At 65.2% G+C, this 17547-nt stretch carries 14 protein-coding genes; 9 read left to right on the top strand and 5 right to left on the bottom strand.

Features of this window, described 5'->3' with window-relative positions; translation table 11 throughout:
* The first annotated feature begins 222 nt into the window (after positions 1 to 222).
* Complete coding sequence (locus tag ACPDIT_RS10415) at positions 223 to 699, top strand: hypothetical protein (protein ID WP_423443233.1); 477 nt, start codon at positions 223 to 225, stop codon at positions 697 to 699.
* Positions 696 to 1526: a type II secretion system protein gene (locus ACPDIT_RS10410; RefSeq protein WP_423443231.1), complete on the top strand. Its 831-nt coding sequence runs from the start codon at positions 696 to 698 to the stop codon at positions 1524 to 1526. Before ACPDIT_RS10415 ends, ACPDIT_RS10410 begins: the two co-directional genes overlap by 4 nt.
* Positions 1527 to 2174: 648 nt before the next feature.
* On the opposite strand, the gene ACPDIT_RS10405 is transcribed toward ACPDIT_RS10410, so the two are convergent.
* From ACPDIT_RS10405 to ACPDIT_RS10395, 3 genes are all read right to left on the bottom strand, one after another.
* Entirely contained in the window at positions 2175 to 3614 is a 1440-nt protein-coding gene (locus ACPDIT_RS10405) for a glycoside hydrolase family 71/99-like protein (RefSeq protein WP_423443229.1), read from the bottom strand.
* Positions 3615 to 3739: 125 nt separating this feature from the next.
* Positions 3740 to 4501 (bottom strand): hypothetical protein, encoded by a 762-nt coding sequence (locus ACPDIT_RS10400; RefSeq protein ID WP_423443228.1) that lies wholly within the window; start codon positions 4499 to 4501, stop codon positions 3740 to 3742.
* Positions 4502 to 4556: 55 nt separating this feature from the next.
* Positions 4557 to 5138: a PEP-CTERM sorting domain-containing protein gene (locus ACPDIT_RS10395; protein ID WP_423443226.1), complete on the bottom strand. Its 582-nt coding sequence runs from the start codon at positions 5136 to 5138 to the stop codon at positions 4557 to 4559.
* Between the two features lie 217 nt (positions 5139 to 5355).
* Here ACPDIT_RS10395 and ACPDIT_RS10390 point away from each other — a divergent pair, with 217 nt between their 5' ends.
* The 3 genes from ACPDIT_RS10390 to ACPDIT_RS10380 are packed head-to-tail and all read left to right on the top strand — an operon-like array spanning position 5356 to position 8706.
* Positions 5356 to 5523, top strand: a complete 168-nt coding sequence (locus tag ACPDIT_RS10390) for a hypothetical protein (RefSeq protein WP_423443224.1) — start codon at positions 5356 to 5358, stop codon at positions 5521 to 5523.
* A 17-nt stretch (positions 5524 to 5540) separates the two neighbouring features.
* Positions 5541 to 6167 carry a 6,7-dimethyl-8-ribityllumazine synthase gene (locus ACPDIT_RS10385; protein WP_423443223.1) on the top strand — a complete coding sequence of 209 codons (627 nt, stop codon included), beginning with the start codon at positions 5541 to 5543 and terminating at the stop codon, positions 6165 to 6167.
* Entirely contained in the window at positions 6112 to 8706 is a 2595-nt protein-coding gene (locus tag ACPDIT_RS10380) for a TIGR03790 family protein (RefSeq protein WP_423443221.1), read from the top strand. The genes ACPDIT_RS10385 and ACPDIT_RS10380 overlap by 56 nt, the downstream gene beginning before the upstream one ends.
* Before the next feature lie 65 nt (positions 8707 to 8771).
* Here ACPDIT_RS10380 and ACPDIT_RS10375 read toward each other — a convergent pair whose 3' ends face one another.
* Positions 8772 to 9740: a DUF7088 domain-containing protein gene (locus tag ACPDIT_RS10375; protein ID WP_423443219.1), complete on the bottom strand. Its 969-nt coding sequence runs from the start codon at positions 9738 to 9740 to the stop codon at positions 8772 to 8774.
* Positions 9741 to 11200: 1460 nt separating this feature from the next.
* Here ACPDIT_RS10375 and ACPDIT_RS10370 point away from each other — a divergent pair.
* The 4 genes from ACPDIT_RS10370 (at position 11201) to sufU (ending at position 16065) form a co-directional block, all read left to right on the top strand.
* Positions 11201 to 11998 carry an NIPSNAP family protein gene (locus ACPDIT_RS10370; protein WP_423443217.1) on the top strand — a complete coding sequence of 266 codons (798 nt, stop codon included), beginning with the start codon at positions 11201 to 11203 and terminating at the stop codon, positions 11996 to 11998.
* A gap of 692 nt (positions 11999 to 12690) precedes the next feature.
* Complete coding sequence (gene hflX, locus ACPDIT_RS10365) at positions 12691 to 14022, top strand: GTPase HflX (RefSeq protein WP_423443215.1); 1332 nt, start codon at positions 12691 to 12693, stop codon at positions 14020 to 14022.
* 207 nt (positions 14023 to 14229) lie between these two features.
* Positions 14230 to 15579, top strand: coding sequence for a Fe-S cluster assembly protein SufD (sufD, locus tag ACPDIT_RS10360; protein WP_423443213.1), 1350 nt, complete (start codon positions 14230 to 14232; stop codon positions 15577 to 15579).
* A gap of 30 nt (positions 15580 to 15609) precedes the next feature.
* On the top strand, positions 15610 to 16065 hold the full coding sequence (sufU, locus tag ACPDIT_RS10355; RefSeq protein ID WP_423443211.1) for a Fe-S cluster assembly sulfur transfer protein SufU: 456 nt from the start codon (positions 15610 to 15612) through the stop codon (positions 16063 to 16065).
* Between the two features lie 53 nt (positions 16066 to 16118).
* Here sufU and ACPDIT_RS10350 read toward each other — a convergent pair whose 3' ends face one another.
* On the bottom strand, positions 16119 to 17171 hold the full coding sequence (locus ACPDIT_RS10350) for a carbohydrate kinase family protein (RefSeq protein ID WP_423443209.1): 1053 nt from the start codon (positions 17169 to 17171) through the stop codon (positions 16119 to 16121).
* Positions 17172 to 17547: the final 376 nt, after the last annotated feature.

Genomic DNA, 17547 nt, shown 5'->3' with positions numbered 1-17547 from the left:
GGGACGCTTGCGGTTTCTCGGGGCGGTCCCGGCTCGTCGCCGGTCGCAGGCTCAACTGGCAGGCATCCCCGGTTTCACAGGTCGCCCAAGCCCTCCCGGCCCGCTCGGGCGTGGCTGCGGCTTCGCGCACGGCGGGTCAGCGTCCCCGGCCAGAACTGGCCATGGCCCGGTTCCCGGTCCGAGATTACATTGCCATGCGGCATGGTGATGGACGAGGATGCCATGGACACGCAAGGAACGCGGTTGCAACCACGGGATGGTTGCCGGTCGGATATTCTGCGCTCGGCAGGGTGGTTGAGCTTGTGGCTCAGCGTGACGCTCGTGGCGTGCAGCCGGTCCGGCCCGAGTCCCGGGGCACTGGAAGAGAACGCGGCTGGCTCTTCTGCCCCCGGCCCCGCAGCGGAGATGGTCACTCCCGCCGACCCGGGACCAGCCTCCCGCGCTGCGCCGCCCCAAGACACGCTGGTCGATGAGGCCAAACTTCGTCAGGCATTTGCCGGCGCCTCCTCCGCGCACCAGCTTTTTCTGGAGGAAGCCCTGGCAGTCAGTCGGCTCGGGCACGGGCAGGATGCCCTGGAGCATTTTCAGAAGCTTCTCAAACATCCGGGGCTCACCCCCGAACAGCGGGCCGTTATCCAGGAGGCGATTGGCCGGTTGCAGGCACGCACCCGTCAGCGGCGAAGCCGCCAAAACTTATGAGGCTCGACGTCCTGATCCCTCGCACAAGCCAAACCGCGGGTCCCCGACCCCCCGAGGGCAGGGACCCGGCCCGGTTGGCAAACGGATTCACCCTCATCGAGTTGCTGGTGGTCATTGCCATTATCGCCATTCTGGCGGGCCTGTTGCTGCCCGCCCTCTCCAAAGCCAAGGCTCGCGCGCAGCGGATGGCCTGCGTCAGCAACCTCCGCCAGTTGGGCCAGGGCACCATGATGTACGTCCAGGACTTTCAGGGTCGGCTGCCCCCCTGGCGGGTGGGCCTGCCCAACGAGGATGATCTGAGTGCATCGCATTACAGTCGTTATGTGGTCAACGGCCCGCCCAGCTCGAAGGCACCTCAAAACATCCCGGTGCCCGGTTGGACCTGGCAGAACGGCGGGTATCTCTATCCCCTGAAATACACCGGCGATGGCACCATCTTCTTCTGTCCGGCCGTAAAAGAGGGACCTTTCAGCACGAGTTACTACGCGCCGCTCCTGACAACGGATGCGGGCGGCGACGTGCGGTCGAGTTATCTCTACAATCCGCGGACGATCAACGCGGGGAACCGACCCGGCCCCATCGACACGCATCGACGGTACCGACGCGAGAGCCAGCTGGAACCTCACAAGCTGTTTGCGGTGGATGTGATTCAGGGCGTCAGCTTCTGGGCGCACTATCGGGAGGGCGGCTTCAATGTGCTGTTCACCGACGGGGCGGTCAAATGGTCCAAGCATCCGGATGTGACCCGCTGGAACACGGACAACAGTTACCTGCAGGCCCGGATTCTGGACCTGATGTTCGATCGGCTCGAAGCCGCGGCGCGGTGAAGCGGCGACGGCCGGGCGCACGGGTGCAACGTGCGGTTTTTTCCGGTGGAAGGGGTTCTGAGGGTTTCTTCTCGAGAAGCATCAGCGTGAACTCAGGGCCTCTCCTGGTCAGCACACCTCTGCAGCGGGGCGTTTGCCCGCCGCAGCGCCGCAGCGGTCATTGGACTGCTGCCGCGGGGACGCAATGGTTACTCCACCGGGAAACTTTCCGCCGGCCTCCGCCGGCGGTTACGGAACTGGAAAGTTGGCAGCCGCCGCTGTGAGGCGGCGGATCCGGGATCTGAAAACGGACTCCCGCGCCCGATGTTAGTTGGCGCGGAGACGCGTTGGCCCCCGGGTGGATCCGTCCCAAGAGCGGATATGACTACTGCGGAGATGCGGCGGTTACTCCGTGGATGGACTTTCCGCCGACTTGCGTGGGCGGCTACCCTATTGAGTTGCTCAAGTTGCACTGATCCTCGCCCGGGGCTCCCGGCCGCCAAACCACTCGGCTGCGGCTTCGCCGGGAGCCGCGCCGATCGAATTCGCGGGGAGTTGTCAAAGGCCACGTTGATCACCAGCGCCTGCGGAAGTCGGTGATTTGAACCCGCGATTGTCCGAGGAAAAAGTTTGGTTCACGGCCCCAACATCGCTTCGACCGGGAACGGCTCAGCGGTTACGGGCGCGATAGAACCGGGGCGGGCCGGCCCGATCGATCGCGGCTCGGAAGATGGCCCTGTTTGTCCCCGCGGGCAACACTGCCACGGTTTCCCAGGGCCCGGTATAGGGATTGGTGCTGCACTGGATCTCCAGCCCCGCAGGGCCACGCCACCCCCCCACTTGGAATTCCAGGGATTCCCCCGCCAACGTCCAGCCATGAAGGACCGGCCGCTGAACCTCCATGGCTTCCAACAAACGTCCGGCACTGGGCAGTTCCCCATCCTTGACCAGCGAAAAAACATGATCCAACTCGACTTCGGCCAGCGGCTGTCCGGCAAATCGGCGTCGGAGTTGATAAAGCCGCCACGCCAGGGTCAGGTCGCCGGAGGTTCTCGAAAAAGCCGGGTCCAGATAACTCCGCCGGGCGTCCTGGATGATTTCCAAATCCCGGAAGCCGAACTCCCTGGTGGGCTCCAGGATGGTGCCTTCGCCATAATCGTTCCAGGTGACCAATTGGACATAGGTGGAGCGGTTGGTCAGGGCCCGGTGGAGGGTGGCACGGAAGACTTCCCCATCCGCGTCCTCCAGGCGACCGTAGGAAGGTCCCACGCCGGCCTCGGCATAGATGTCGTGGAACCGGGGGAAGGCACTGCTGATGTAGAGGGACCACGACAGGGCCTTTTGTTCGAAACCGTCCAAGTACGACTGCAAGGTCGCCATGGAGAGGCGTCCGTCATTGGTGCTGCTGGCCCACATGGGCGGCCAACTGAACGCACCGACGGCGCCCGTGACACGTCGGTCCAGTGTGAAAAAGACCGGCTGGTTGGTCGGCTGGAGCCCGGCAAAGATGGCCGGCCACTGGTCTGCGGTGAAATACACCGGGCCAAAATTCAGCAGGACGGGCCGCCCGTTCCAGCGGAGATAACCGGGATCGCTGAAGAAGAGGCGTTCCGCCTCCCGCAGCGTTTCCCGGGCGTGGGTGACGGCCTGGCTCGAAGGAAGAAACCCGGCTCCGATCATCCGCGCGATGGTGCGGTCCTCGTAGCAGAGGCAAAAGACGAGCCCCGCCCGTCGGGTCCATTCGAAGAGTCGGAGGGTGCGCTGATGAATGAGACCGTAGTCCAGGAAATCGTCTTTCCCATACCAGTCGGCGATGACACCGTCGATGCCGGCCAGTTTCATCAACAGGACCTGGTACTCGAGCACGACCGGATCGGCCGAGTCATAGGGCCCGGTCAGCGGATAATACCAGGAGGCGATCTGTCGTCGTCCCTCGGCGTCCTGTTGGTCGGGATTGAAATGCCCCATGGTCCAGTGCCAGCCCCATTGACTGCTGATCGGGGGAGCCGTGTACCAGGGCATGTAATGGGCCAGGAGGAGTTTCTCGCCCGCGGAGAGGGGGCTGACGTGAAGCAGCATCGAGGCCAGTCCGCAACGAAAAATACGCATGCACCAGGTTTTGCCGGGGCGCCGTCGCGGCTCTGGAAAAGGAAACCGGCGACGTGCGAGGCCGCCGGTTTCCATCGGTGTGGACGAGGTCACAGAGCGGTCTGGGACGCGAAAGGCCCGTTGGCTCAGGGCTGCTGCAGTACGCGGAGATAACCGGAGGCACCCGAGGGGAGCATCACGGTGTAGGTCACCTCGGTGCCTTCGGCGTAGATGTCGCTCACCAGGGGAGTGAGGGGCGAGGCCAGGTCGGGTGTGTAGAGCAGAGTGTAGAGTTTCCCGGCCTTGGCCTGCCACGTCAGTGTGAATTCGGAGGAGGCCGGGTCGTAACGCCAGGCGACGATCTGGGGACCGGGCGCACCCACCAGTCGAAAGTCATGCCAGATGACCGTGTACGCGCCCCCGCAGCCAAAGAATCCCGGGTCCAGCTGCAGGTGGAAAAAGTCGAGCTTCGCCAAATCCAGGCCCGGCACGGTGCCTGCACCGGACACAAAGGTCGGCTGCTGCACGTCCATGGTGAGTACATGACGACCCCGTCTCTGCCCGAACCAGGCGTAGTTGTAGAAGGTGCCATCGGCGTCCACGAGCGAAACAATCGGGCCCAGGTGGCCCTCCGCCTCGGGAGGGCCATCGAGGGTTACCGTGACCATCACCGTGGTCTCTCCGGATGCGTCCACGTTGATGTCTTTGTACCCGCTGCCGTAGCAGACGTCCGTAATGGAATAGCCTGTGTCGGTGGCGACGACGGTGGCGTCCGCCCACGCAAACAGGCCGTCCATGGTGAAAAGCGAGTCGAAGTTGGCGATGACCGTGTCCGCCCGACCCAGCGGGGCTGCAACCAGCAAACCGACGCAGGCGACCAGGTTCCACCAAGGACCGCACGGTTTCATAGAGACAGAAAACGAAGAGGCAGAAAACGACCGGGGAGAAACGACCCCATGAAGTTCACCGCTGCCGGCGGAGCCAGCCCAGGCTCAATCCTCCCCACAGGAGCAGGGCGAGCGCCGAAGGTTCCGGGATCAGACGCAGATCCTCGAAGGCCACGGTGTAGGTTCCGGCATAGCCACCCGGGTCCAACTGGAGGTGCAAATGGGTAAGGGTGGCCAGATCGAGCCCGGGAATGGATCCCGCCTCGGTCCATGTGGGCTGCTGGACGGGTTTGGTGAGCACGTGCGATCCCAGGGTTTGACCGTACCAAGCGTAATGATAGGCGGTCCCGTCGGCGTCCTTCAGCGTGACAATCGGACCCAGGAAACCATCACCGCCGCCGCTCAGGGTTACGGTCAGTTGGACCGTGTCGTAGCCGGTACCGTCAATGGTTCCCAGGTACTTCCAGTTACTTCCGTAGCCGGAAGCCGTAATGGTGTAGGCCGTGGGGCCCGAGACAATCGTGGCCGTGGTCCACGAAGCGTACAGCGCGTCGGAGGTGAAGTTGTCAAACGTACTGATGACGACGTCGGCGCGGGCGGGGCCTGTCAGTGCAAGTCCCATGGCAGCCGCCAGCCACATTGCATGCGAGGTTTTCATGGTTAGTCTGCAGTTCTGTTTCACCGTCTCCAGCCATCAGAAGACCAGAGGCCGCGGCAGGCGGCCAAGTCGCATGAAGTGGGGACACGGGGCAGACACGCAGTGGGCGCTGCATGGGGTCCGGCCTCCTCGGGATCAGAATACCTTGGGGTCTCCATGCACCCCGCCCGCAGCCCCGGGGCTGTATGGCAACGGTTCTACGGGGAGGCACGGCGGTATGTCGAGGGGATTGGTACGGGCGCTGCGGGCGTTGTTGGAGGCGGGGGGGGGCGGAAGTGGCGGTGGTACGGGTGGGCGGGCCCATGAGATTGTGTTGGGGGCGGAGCTGGTGGCGCGGAGCGGGTTTTGGGTCGGCGGCCGGCAGCCATTGTGTGTTTGGGGGTGATTTTGCGGGGCGAGACCATGCATGCGGAGCTGATCGGCCGGGCGGTCATGGACGGGTTGATGCAGGTGGGGTTGCGGCACGGGCTGGCGGTGATTCACGAGGTGTTGTTGCCGGAGAACGAGGCGCAGGCGCAGCGCCGGTGCCCGGACCGGCGTTACAACCAAGGTCTGGAAGCCGCCCAAACCGCCCTTCAAATGGCCCGCTGGGTTCAACGACTGACCCGGCAGCCAAAGCGTCCGCCGAACGACACGGCGGGCCCCACCTCGTCCGAGTCCCGCTCCGGACAGTGCTCGCAGGACGTGGTCCGCCCTGTGCACCCGGCGTTCCTGGAAGGTTCGCGATGCGTTGTTCCGCCCGGCTTCGAGCCACGGAGATTCACAGGGGTGGGAAGCCGCGAGGCTGCTGTCGCAGGCAGTGGCGGTCCTGCGGAACGAGCGAGCTCCCCGACCTGCGATGCCAGGAGGCGCTCGTTCGAAGGGCGCTTTGCGGTGAGACGCGCGAGGGGCGCATCGGAACCCGTTCGTGGAGGCTGGCCCGGAGGCGGCTTTACACTTGCCGCTCGGAATCCGGACAGGGAGATTCCCGCGGATGCGTGGAAGGCTTTGTGCTTTGTGGACCGCGGCGTTGTGGCTGGCCGGCCCTGATTTGGCGCGGGCCGGTGGCAGCGGCCTGAACGTGGTGGTGGTGGTCAACGAGGCCAGCGCACAGTCGGTGGAGCTGGGAAACTACTACTGCGAGCGGCGCATGGTGCCGCCGGAGCAGTTGTTCCGAATCCATTGGACCGGCAGCGCGGTGGAGTGGACACGGTCAGAGTTCGAGTCGGTCCTTTTGCGACCGTTGGCGACGTGGGTTCAAGCGCGGCAGCTCACCAACCAGATCGAGTATCTGGTCCTTTCGATGGACATTCCCTATCGCGTGGTTGAGAGCAACGGCACCAACGGGCTGGTGCGCAACAGCACCACCTCGGTGCTGTTTTACGGGTGGCAGCCGGACACGAATGCGCCGGGGAATCTCCCCCGATCCTGCAGTTTGCCTCCGGCCGTCCTGCACGCGTATGCCGGGAGCGAAATGCCGTTCCGTGCGGTGGCGAGCGGGTCTGCGTGGTCCAACTGGCTGGTCACCATGATCACAGCCTCCAATCTTGCCCAGGCGAAAGCCGTCGTGGACCGCGGTGTGGCGGCGGATGAATCGTGGCCAACGCAATCGGTGTACCTGCTCAAAAGCACGGATTCGGCGCGGAATGTCCGACATTGGTGGTTTGACGACGCCATTTTCGAGCAACGCGTGCTGGGTCGGGTGAGCATGGTTCCGACCAACGCCAATTCGCCCGCCGGTTTGGGATTGCAACTGGGCTGCCAAAGCGGGTTTTACGGCTTTTCCCTGCCAGCGAATCTGTTCGTGCCCGGGGCGATGGCGGACAACCTCACCTCCTTTGGCGGTTGGTTGTTCGAGGATGCGGCGGGCATGACGCGCGTGCCGGACTTTCTGGCTGCGGGAGCCACGGCCAGTTACGGGACGGTGGTGGAACCTTGCAACTGGACCGAAAAGTTTCCGGGGCCGAGGAACTATTTCTATCAGGCGCGGGGCTTCAACATCGCGGAATGCTACTACCAAAGCATCGCGGCGCCGTATCAGGGGGTGGTCGTCGGAGAACCCTTGGCGGCGCCGTTTGCGCGGCGTCCGCGGGGCGACTGGATTGCGCCGGCCCCGGAAGCCACCGTGTCGGGCCCGGTCCTCTTGGAATGGCACTTTCAGGCGGCGGATCCGGCGCGGCCCATTGGCCGGGTGGATCTTTTTGTGGACGGCCGTTTTCATGGGACGCCCTGGGAAAGCCGGCCGGCAGTCGGAAACCGGATTCGGTTGCAATTGGCCGGACACGAGGTGGCGTTTGAAGTGACCGAAGAACTCGGTCTTGGCGAGGTGGCGCAGCGCCTGGCCGATGTGCTCAACCGACCCGAACAGACCAACGCCACCGGGGTGGTGGCCGAGGCGATTGGCGACCGCTTGTTGCTGCGATCCACGGTTCCGGGCCGCCCCGGGGCCGCCACCCCGGCGCACGTCGAAACGCTGTCAGGAACCAACGCCGTCCTCAACCTGTACGCCAGGCTCGCCCAACCCGCCTTTGTGGACTCCACTGCGTTGGGGTTCCGCGGGTTTACCCTCCGCCGCGCGCCGGGTCCTGCCGACTGGCTGCAGCTGATCGTCACCAAAAGCAATGGCGTGCCGATCTCGATTGCCGTGACCAACGAAGCGGGCACCAACACTGCAGGTCTGGCGCACCAGCTTGTGGCGGCTGTCAATGCCCACCCGCAATTGCTGGGACCGGACGGACTGTCCGCCGGAGACCTTTCCGCGGACGGCGATGGAACGAATGTCAGCTTTGTGCTTCGGGCACGAACCCCGGGATGGACAGCCGCGGCCCTTTTGCAAGCGGAGCTGACGGCTTCCGAGGCTCTGACCGTGGAACCCACGGGCCCGCAAACGCTCGAGGAGAATCTCGAGGACCTGCAACCGCGGAACCATTTATACCTGGCCTGCGGCGCCCGCGAGCTCCCGCTGCAGTATGAGTTGGACACCACAACCTTGGCCGACGGGTGGCATGAATGCGTCGCGGTGGCGTACGAAGGTACGCATGTCGCCACGCAGGGGCATGTCACACGCCGGATCCGCGTGGCCAACACGACCCGCCAGGCCGCCCTGCGACCCTTGCTGGGTGGATCGCTGACCCGTGTGAGCCTGACGCTGCGTTGGCAGGTTTCGGCGGAGCCGACCGGGACCCTCCGCGTCGAGCTTTTCACTACGGGCGGTTCCTGGGACGTGGTGACCAATGCACCCCCGGTCGAGTTCGAGGTGCCCGGACCTCGATTGGGCCCGGGGTTGCATCCGTTTTACGCCGTGGTGACATGGCCGGACGGGTCCCGCTACCGAACGGAAACGCACTGGGTTCGGTTGGTACCGGACGATGCCTCTGCGGCGCCGCTCTGGGTGGAAGTCCAGGGGCCACCCTGGCAGTTGCGGTGGCCGGTGGTGGTGGGGCGCACCTACGCCGTGTGGAGCACGACGGAGCTGGACCAGCCGTTTCAGTTGCGGGCCGCGTGGACCGTAACCAATGCACCGGGAACCTGGGTGGAGCCGGATCCGACGGCCCCGGCCCGCTATTACCGTGTGAGCGAGCTGCCGTGACCAAATCGCCGGGCCGCCCCGGAGCCGGCCCTTGCCCGGGGGAATCGGATCGGGGTGGACCGACCTCAGCGATGCGGGCGGCCCGGAGCAGGTGTTGATTCGGGCCCGGTGGCCGACGGCGCACCCTCGGGGGACGGGGCGGACTTCAGACGTTGCCAGGCTTGGAGGTCGGACTGAAGGCGCTCGGCCAGGCGCTGGAGTTGGGCGGTTTGTTCGGCCTGGAGTTGACGCAGCTCTCGCAGCAGGGCTTGCTGCGCTCCGGCATCACCCTGCTGCTCCGCCTGCTGGAACCGGCGGCGCAGCTCGTCCTGCCGAGCCTGAAACGACTGCGCCAGCTGCTTGAATTCTTCGAGAGCCGCTTCCCGCAACCGACGGGCGCCTTCCTCGGGACTCAGGGCGTCCGGGGGACCCAGGGCTTCCCGGACCCGGCTCAGGGCAGCCTGCTCTGCCTCCGTGGGCGCAGGTTGCGCAGCGAGGAGCGGCCGGCTCACCTCTTGCGCCGCCCTCGCCACATCGAACTCCAGTGCCTCTTTCCACGCCGGATCGAGTCTGGGCAGTGTCTGCCGGCGATTGCCGCTTTCCAGCACCAATCCCAACCAGGCCGCAGCGCCGCGTTCCAGATGAAACGGTTCAATGCCGGCCTCGGCTGCGGCTTGCTGTTCTTCAGCAGTTCGCACCTCGTGCCGTTGGACCCGGAAGTTCGGGCCGGCCACGGTTGCAAACGCCCGGAGCAACTCCTCCACATGGCCGGCAAAGGCACGGTCTTCCTCGGGCACGCCGGCCTCGTGCAACCCAATGTACAGGTGTGCCACCACGGGTTGGGACAAATGCTCCAGGGCGGCGCGGGTCGGTGCCGAGAGCGAAATCGGGACTGTCCGGGACGGTTCGGTCCCGACCTGTTGGTAGAGCCAGAAGCCGGCCGCCCCCAGCACCACGCCCACGGCCAGCCCGTAACCCATCCCCGCCAGTCCCGTGCGACCCGAGCGGTCGGGTTCCTTGGACCGGTCCGAACTCTCCCTCGATGGTGCCTGCATGTTCACGACCAAACTCTAGGGGTTCGGCAGCGGGGCACAAGCGGCTTTCGATCATGGCAGAGAGTCAACCGCCGGTCAGCGTGGTGAGTCCTTTACGGGGCGCGGGGTCAGGCCCGCCTGAACCCCCGCGATCCCTCTCGCATCTGGTAGCGCGATCAGCATCACGGCCGGAGGCGCGACGACCGCCGGGCAACCAGACGAGGGCCTGTTGGCAAGTGCCGGGGGCGTCTGCGACCCAATTCCGGGCCTTTGTGTTGAAGCCGGCCGCTGCAGAACTTCCGACCATGCTCGCCCGGGCGGTTGTGTCCAGCCGGGCCCGGGCGTTGCCGACAACCCACAAGCGCGAAGCCGGTGCGCGCAAGCTTTTTGTTATGAAAACATTCGCCGCGCGCGAGCGTGCCGGGTCGATGGCACCGTGGCACCGGTGGCCCCGGAGGCGGTGCCCGCCTCGGGCACCAGCGACCAAGCAGCCGCGCCCTCGCAAGACCGGTTTCGGCAGCCGAGGGTGGAAGAGGAGCCATGATTAGCGAGCTTCGTGAGCTTCCCCAGCTCCGGATGCGAGTCGGATCCGAGTCAGACGCAGTGGCGCTGCGGCCGGGTCTGGAAAGCGAAGCCGATCCTGCGCTGAATTCGTTTGTGACGGGGGTGCATGTTCTTTCTGGACACGCGCCAAATTCCCGCCGGCGTTTCGGGCCTGCTCACGGCATGGCAAGGCCGAGGCAGAACTGCATTTGCCCGAGATTCTTGAATCCGCGGTCCAAAAGTCGAAATACGTTCTCCGCGCTCCACGGATCGCGCCGCTCCGTCCACGCGCCGAAGGCGCATCCCGTTCATCCGACCCTGGGCAACGCCTCCCGGGAACCGCGTCCACGGAGAACCTGCGGGCCCTCGAAAGGGCGCAACCCGAGGACGCCCATCGCAAGGGCCGGGCGCGCCCCTTCCGAATTCCGCCCCTGCAGAGCGGACTGCATGGCGGAATCCGGTCGCCCAGGGCGCTGCCCTGCGCTGGTGAATTCACACCCCGATGGAGCACTCGAACGTCGCGCGGGTGGCGCAGCCATTCACCCGACAGCGAGGCAGTCCGGTTGCCCCGGGAGCTGCCCTGAGCCGGTGCATCGACGCGCCGTAGGGGCAAACCCGGGCGCGCCGAAGGTGCGAAACTTCCGGCCCTGGATGGGTTGGGTGGGGATGGACTCGCGGGGAGCGGCTTTGCTTCATCGTCCCCTGCACGAGGGAGAGCCCCGGCTCAGCAGATCCACGGTCCGGCGCATTACGGGTTTTTGGGGACTGCCGAAAAGCTCGTCGGCCTCGGGCATCCATGGCCCGGGAGAAAGCTGCGGAAAAGGGACGTTTCCCGGGCATCTTTGAATCCGGGGCTCAAAAAACGGAAATGCGCCCTTCGGAGGCCCGGGGCGTGCAAAAACATTGCGCAATGGCAGGTTCTGTCCCAAGCTGCGCTTATGCAACGGCGTGAATTCCTCCAATCTCTCGGGTTCGCCAGTTTGGGTCTCTCCTTGTCTCCACTCTCCGCAAGGGCGGCCGAGGCTCCCCAGGCCCCGGAGCGCGAGTTCTACGAGTTGCGCCGCTACGAGTTGCGGCGAGGGCCCATGGTCCGCCGCCTGGACGAGTTTCTGGAACAGGCGGCGCTACCGGCGTGGAACCGCGTGGGGATTCAGCGGGTCGGGGTGTTCGATGTGGCCACCGGACCGGACAGCCCCACCCGCTACGTGCTGCTTCCCTGCCGCTCGCTGGCCCAGTGGTGGGAGGCGCAACGGGTCCTGGCCACGGATCCCCAGGTTCTGGCGCATCCGTTCACCCAGGCTCCGCCGGACAATCCCCCGTACGTAAGGTACGAAAGCTCCTTGATGATCGCATTCGAAGGAATGCCGCGATTGGAAGTGCCGCCCCAAACGCTCGAACGAAAGGGACGCATTTTCGAGTTGCGCATTTACGAGAGCCACAGCGACCGGGCCCACCGCAAAAAGGTGGAGATGTTCGACGTGGGGGAAACCGCCCTGTTCAAGCGGACCGGGCTGCGGCCGGTGTTTTTCGGGTCCACGCTCGTGGGCGCGCGTCTGCCCAATCTGACCTACATGCTGGTGTTCGATGACATGGCAGCGCGCGACGCTGCCTGGCGGACGTTTGTGGCGGATCCGGAATGGAAGAAACTGAGCACGACTCCGGGGTACACGGATGCGGAAATCGTGACCAACATTACCAATTTCTTCCTGCGCCCGCTCGGGTACTCGCAGATATGAGGAGCACCCAAAGGCATTCGAGCACCGCGCCCGCCACCGAGTCCACAACCGGGCGCCGGCTCTGAATGCCGGCCGGTCTGTCGAGAGTCTCGAAAGGTCCGTTCGCGATTGCACCCCCGGGGCCGGAGTGCGGTTCCAGAAGCTGCCTCACGCCGCAGTCACTCGAGCCCCCGTCGGTTGCCCAAGCCGAACCAGGGGCGGCTCGACGGGTTGTGGTGCCCCGCAGCAAAGCACCTGTCCGACCTGCGGGCTGGACGCCTGCCCCGTTCTCCGCGGGCGTTTGCCGTGGAACCGAGGCACTCGACAACGGGCCAGGCCGGCGTAATTTATAAGCGAGATGCGGAAGGCAGAGAATTTCAGCTGCCACGAACGGGTTTTCCCAGCGATGAACAAAGCAACGGCTCGGGGAGGGGCGAGCCCGGCCCGGGCTCGAGGCGCAGGATCCTTCCTGCGTTTGCCACCGGAGCGGTGTCTTCGGCGTGGACCATGGAGTGCGGGCCGGGGTTTCCCAGTCGACGGGCCCGGAGCCGGGTGAGATTGGCAGCATTCATGGCCATCCGAGGGGGCATCTTCCCGAATTCTGCGGAACGGGTGGCATGTGAATTCCCATGTCTTTATCGCAAGCTGCGCTTCTTGGTAGGTGCTGACTTCGGACAGGAGTCCCTCCCCTTTGGGCCCGGGTGGTTGAAACCTTGAAAGGACTCATCGAAACACAACAACGACGTATTGAACGCGTTTTCCTGGTGGCCGCGGAGTTGAAGCACCGCGCCAACGGTTGGGAAACGCGGGATTCTCTGGAAGAACTGGCCCAACTGGTGACCACCGCCGGCGGGCAGGTGGTGGGCGACGGTGTACAGCGCGTGGAGGCCATTCACCCGGCCACCTTCATCGGACGGGGCAAGGCAGAGGAATTCGCCGCGTGGTGCCGCCAGAACCAGGTGGACACGGTGGTGTTCGACGACGAGCTCAGCCCCGCACAGAGTCGGAACCTGGAAAAGGTGTTTCAATGCAAGGTCTTGGATCGCACCGCGCTCATTCTCGACATCTTTGCCCAGCGCGCCCGCACGCGCGAGGGAAAGCTCCAGGTCGAGCTGGCCCAACTGCAGCACCTGCTGCCCCGGTTGACGCGGTTTTGGGGACATTTGTCGCGCCAACGCGGCGGCATCGGGATGCGGGGTGGCGAGGGTGAATCCCAGCTGGAAGTGGACCGGCGCAAGGTCCAGGACCGGATTGCTCGCATCCAGCGGGAACTGGAGGAAGTGCGGCGTCAGCGTGCCATCCAGCGGGCCGCGCGGCAGCGCCACCAATTTCCGCTGGCCTCGATCGTCGGTTACACCAACGCCGGCAAATCCACCCTGCTCAACACGCTGACCGGCGCGGGGGTTCTGGCCGAGGACAAGCTGTTCGCCACGCTGGATCCCACCACGCGGCGGCTCCGGCTGCCGACGCGTCAGGAGGTGCTCCTGAGCGACACGGTGGGCTTCATCCGGAAGCTGCCCCACCAACTCGTGGAAGCCTTCAAGGCCACGCTGGAGGAAGTGACCGAGGCCGACCTTCTGCTGCACGTGGTGGACATCAGCCACCCTCTGGCCGAGGAACAGATGGCCGCGGTGGAGGGCGTGCTCAAAGAGATCGGCGCCGATGACAAGCCCACCATCATCGTGTTCAACAAGGTGGACCGGCTGCCGCGACAGGAGGTGGCGGCCCGGTTTTATGAGCGGCATCCCCAGGCCGTCGCCATCTCCGCCCTGACCGGACAGGGCCTGCAAAACCTGCTGGAGGAAATTGCCCGACAGTTGCGCCCGTGCCGGCAATGCGTGCGGGTGGCCATCCCTCATGAGCGAGCCGATTTGATCGCCCGGCTGCACGCCGTGGGCCAGGTGGTCGAGCGTCGGTACTACCCCAGGACCGCCCGCTTCCGGGTTCATCTCAGTCCGCAACATCAACAGGAATTCGCGGCTTACCTGGTGGAGGACGCCGGGTCGGGCAACGGCGAGAAAACCGGTTTGCCTGCCGAGCCATGAACCGGCGGACCCCTGGGCCCTTCCCTCACGTGCCGGGGCTGGACGGCAGGTCGTTGCCGCCCCGAAAACTCGCGACGAAAAGCCCGGATTTGTCTGTGCAGCCGGTCGTGCTAACGTAGGGGCGTTTCGGAATTGCGATCTTCCCACCTGGGTGGGAGATTGAACAGCCCGGCCGCGGTGCCGGAGTCGCGACACGGATTCAGTCTCATGACGCAAGCAGCGGTTGAAACCAAGCAAACCGTGGAAAAGTACGTGAGCCGATTTGACCGGGTGGTGCAACTGTGGGACCAGCCCGAGTGGGTGGTGGACCGCCGGCGCACCGCCCTGGAACGGTTCCAGTCCCTGGGCCTGCCCACGCTCAAGGACGAGGACTGGCGTTACACCAACGTGGCGCCGATTGCCCGGATGGCGTTCCGGCCCGCGCTGGAACCCGGAGCCGGGGACCTGCCGCCGGAGGTGCTCGACTCGTTGTGGTGTGCCCGCCTGCCGGGTCCGCGCCTGGTGTTCGTCAACGGCCATTATCATCCCCGGCTTTCCCGGCCGGATCCGCTACCGGCGGGCGTCCGGTTTGGCAGCCTGATCCCGGCCCTGACGCGGGACGGGGAAGCCCTCCGGCCCTACTGGGACCGGCTCGTGGGTGCCGCGGACAACGGGTTCACCGCCCTGAATCAGGCGTTCTTTGCCGATGGTGCCTGGATTTGGATTCCCCCCGACACGAAGTTGACGGAGCCCCTGAGCATCCTCCATGTCGCCACCCCGGCCGGCGAAGGTCTGACCTTCTGCCCGCGCAATCTCGTCGTGGTCGGAGACCGCAGTCAGGTGACGATCTTGGAGAGCTACGTACACGCAGGGGCGGCGCGGTATTTCACCAACGCACTGACCGAGCTGGTGGCGGGCGATGAGACCTTTGTGGAGCATCTGAAATTCCAGGATGAGTCCCCCGAGGCATTTCATGTGGCTGCGTTGCATGCATCGCTGGGGCGGGCCTGCCGGGCCTGGATTCACTCGTTTGCCCTGGGGGCGCGCCTGTCCCGATACAACCTGCGGGTGCGGCTGGCCGGCGAGGGGCTCGAGGCCATCCTCAACGGCCTGTACCTGACCCGGGGCGAACAGTTGGCCGACCACCACATGATCGTGGAACACGCCCAACCCCACTGCGCCAGCCACGAGTATTTCAACGGCATCCTCGACGACAAATCGCGCGGCGTCTTCCACGGCCGCATCCTGGTCCGGCCCGGAGCCCAAAAAACCGACGCCAAACAGACCAACAAGAACCTGCTGCTGTCAGACGAGGCGGTGGCCAACACCAAGCCCCAGCTCGAGATCTACGCCGACGACGTCAAATGCACGCACGGCGCCACGGTGGGCCAACTCCAGCGCGAGGCCATCTTTTATCTGCGCACCCGCGGCATCGGCCCCGAAACGGCCCGGCGCATGCTGATTCATGCCTTTGCCGGGGAGATCATCGAACGGGTCCAGTACGAACCGGCCCGTGAAGCCCTCGACCGCCTGGTCTGGGACCGATTGGAAACCAGTCCGCACCTCGTGGCGGCCTGAGATCCACTCCGGCCTGCCCGGCGCCCCACCATGTTCGACGACATCCAAGACCTGTACCAGGAGGTGATCCTCGATCACTGCAAGCATCCCCGGAACTTTCATGAGCTCCCCGAGGCCACCTGCTCCGCCCACGGCCACAACCCCCTCTGTGGGGATCAACTCAAGCTCTACCTGCGGCTGCAGGACGACTGCATTCAGGACATCAGTTTCGTGGGCTCCGGCTGTTGCATTTCCAAGGCGTCGGCTTCGCTGCTGACGGAGTTTGCGCGCGGCAAGACGCGGGCCGAGGTGGAACAGATGTTTCAAGTGGTGCACGACATGGTCACCACGGGAAAGGTGGCTGATGGCGTGGGCAAGCTGGCGGTGTTTGCCGGGGTGCACAAGTATCCGGCCCGCGTGAAGTGCGCGATTCTGGCCTGGCACGCCCTGATGGCAGCCCTGCGCGGCGAAAAGACCCCGGTGTCGACGGAATCGGAAACGATCTGAACCCCCGGGCCCGGCGCCCCGACCGGCTTCCCCGGGCCGGGGTTTCACGGGTCTCAATCCTGCGGTTCCAACGGAGGCCGGAAGCCGAAGCGACGCACCAGGCCCAGGGCGTGCTGCAGCGACTTGACCCCGGCCGTGCAGGTGGCGTCCGAAAGCGAGGCGGCGGCCAGACACACCCCGGTCAGCAGACACCGTTGCAGATCCCAACCCTCGTGCAAGCCCCACAAGACGCCGGCACAAAAGGCGTCTCCGGCCCCGGCGGTGCCCATGATGTAGTTTTCCGGCAACCGCAGCGACATTTGCCAGACGTCCTCGCCCTTGCGGGTGCGGGCAAAGGCGCCTTCCGGGAAATGGATGACAACCAGTTCTCGTACTCCCTTTTGGAGCAGGGCCCCCGCTGCATGGCGGAGAGCCACCGTGTCCAGCGACCCGTCCGGCAACCGAATCTTGAACCCGGCGGTTCGCCCCGCCTCGAGTTCGTTCAGGATACAATAGTCCACATACTGCAGAGCCGGAGTGACAATGCGGCCGAACCGATCGCTGTCCTCGCTGACCACGTCCACACTCGTCTTCAAGCCGGCCGCCTGCGCTTCCGCCAGCAATCGCGCCGCCCGGGTTCCGTACTTGGCGTCCGGCTGATCCAGCGCGTCCAGCAACAACAGGTAGCCCAGATGAAAGAGCCGCGCCTTGATTTTGCGGAAGTCCAGATCCTCCCCGCGCCAGAGGGCGTTGGCCCCGCGCGAGTGAAAAAACGTGCGCCGGCCCGTCTTCTGTTCCGTCATCACGTCGGTGTACGAGGTCGGGGCGCGTTGTGTTTTGCCGAGGTATTGGGTGTTAATCTTGTACTGCCGGCAGGTCTGCAAGATGGAACGGCCCAAATCGTCGTCGCCAACCAGGCCCGCCCCCCACAACGGAAACGGGGCACCCGCGCGGGCCAGGTCCACCAAAACATTGTAGGGAGCCCCTCCGGTGCCCTGGGACTGGCTCAAAATATTGGCCAGTTGCTCCGGTTGCGGCCACACATCGATGATCTTGACCTGATCGACAATCCAGTTGCCCCCGGCCAGCAAACCCCGCCGGGCCGGCGCAGACGGTTTGGTTTTCATGGCGGTGGACCTCAGTATTTGCCGCTCAGTGAACATCTGGAAACCCTTCTCATGCAAGCCATTTTCACCACTGGCGAGCGTTTGCCCGGCTTTTCCGCCCATCGCCGAACCACCCGGCGTCACGCACACATACAAGGGACGTTGAGCTCCGCACCCAGAACCTCCGGGCAGAGCCACCCGGACGAAGCCACGGAGGCCGGCACCGCCTCAGGTCCACACCTGCGGGGCCGCTCCGATGAGTGACTCATGACCCGGCCCCGACCGGGTGAACTCCCTTACGAACCTCGCGGCAACCGGGCAACCCGTTGCGCGGGGCGGGAGCGGCGTTGGCAGGGTCGGCGCGCGAACCGGGCTCGGCGGACCCCAAGGACGACCG

This window comes from Limisphaera sp. VF-2, from assembly GCF_049537125.1.
Lineage (GTDB): Bacteria > Verrucomicrobiota > Verrucomicrobiia > Limisphaerales > Limisphaeraceae > Limisphaera.
Note: the sequence above shows the minus strand (reverse complement) of the source record. Positions and strands in the feature narration are given on the sequence as shown.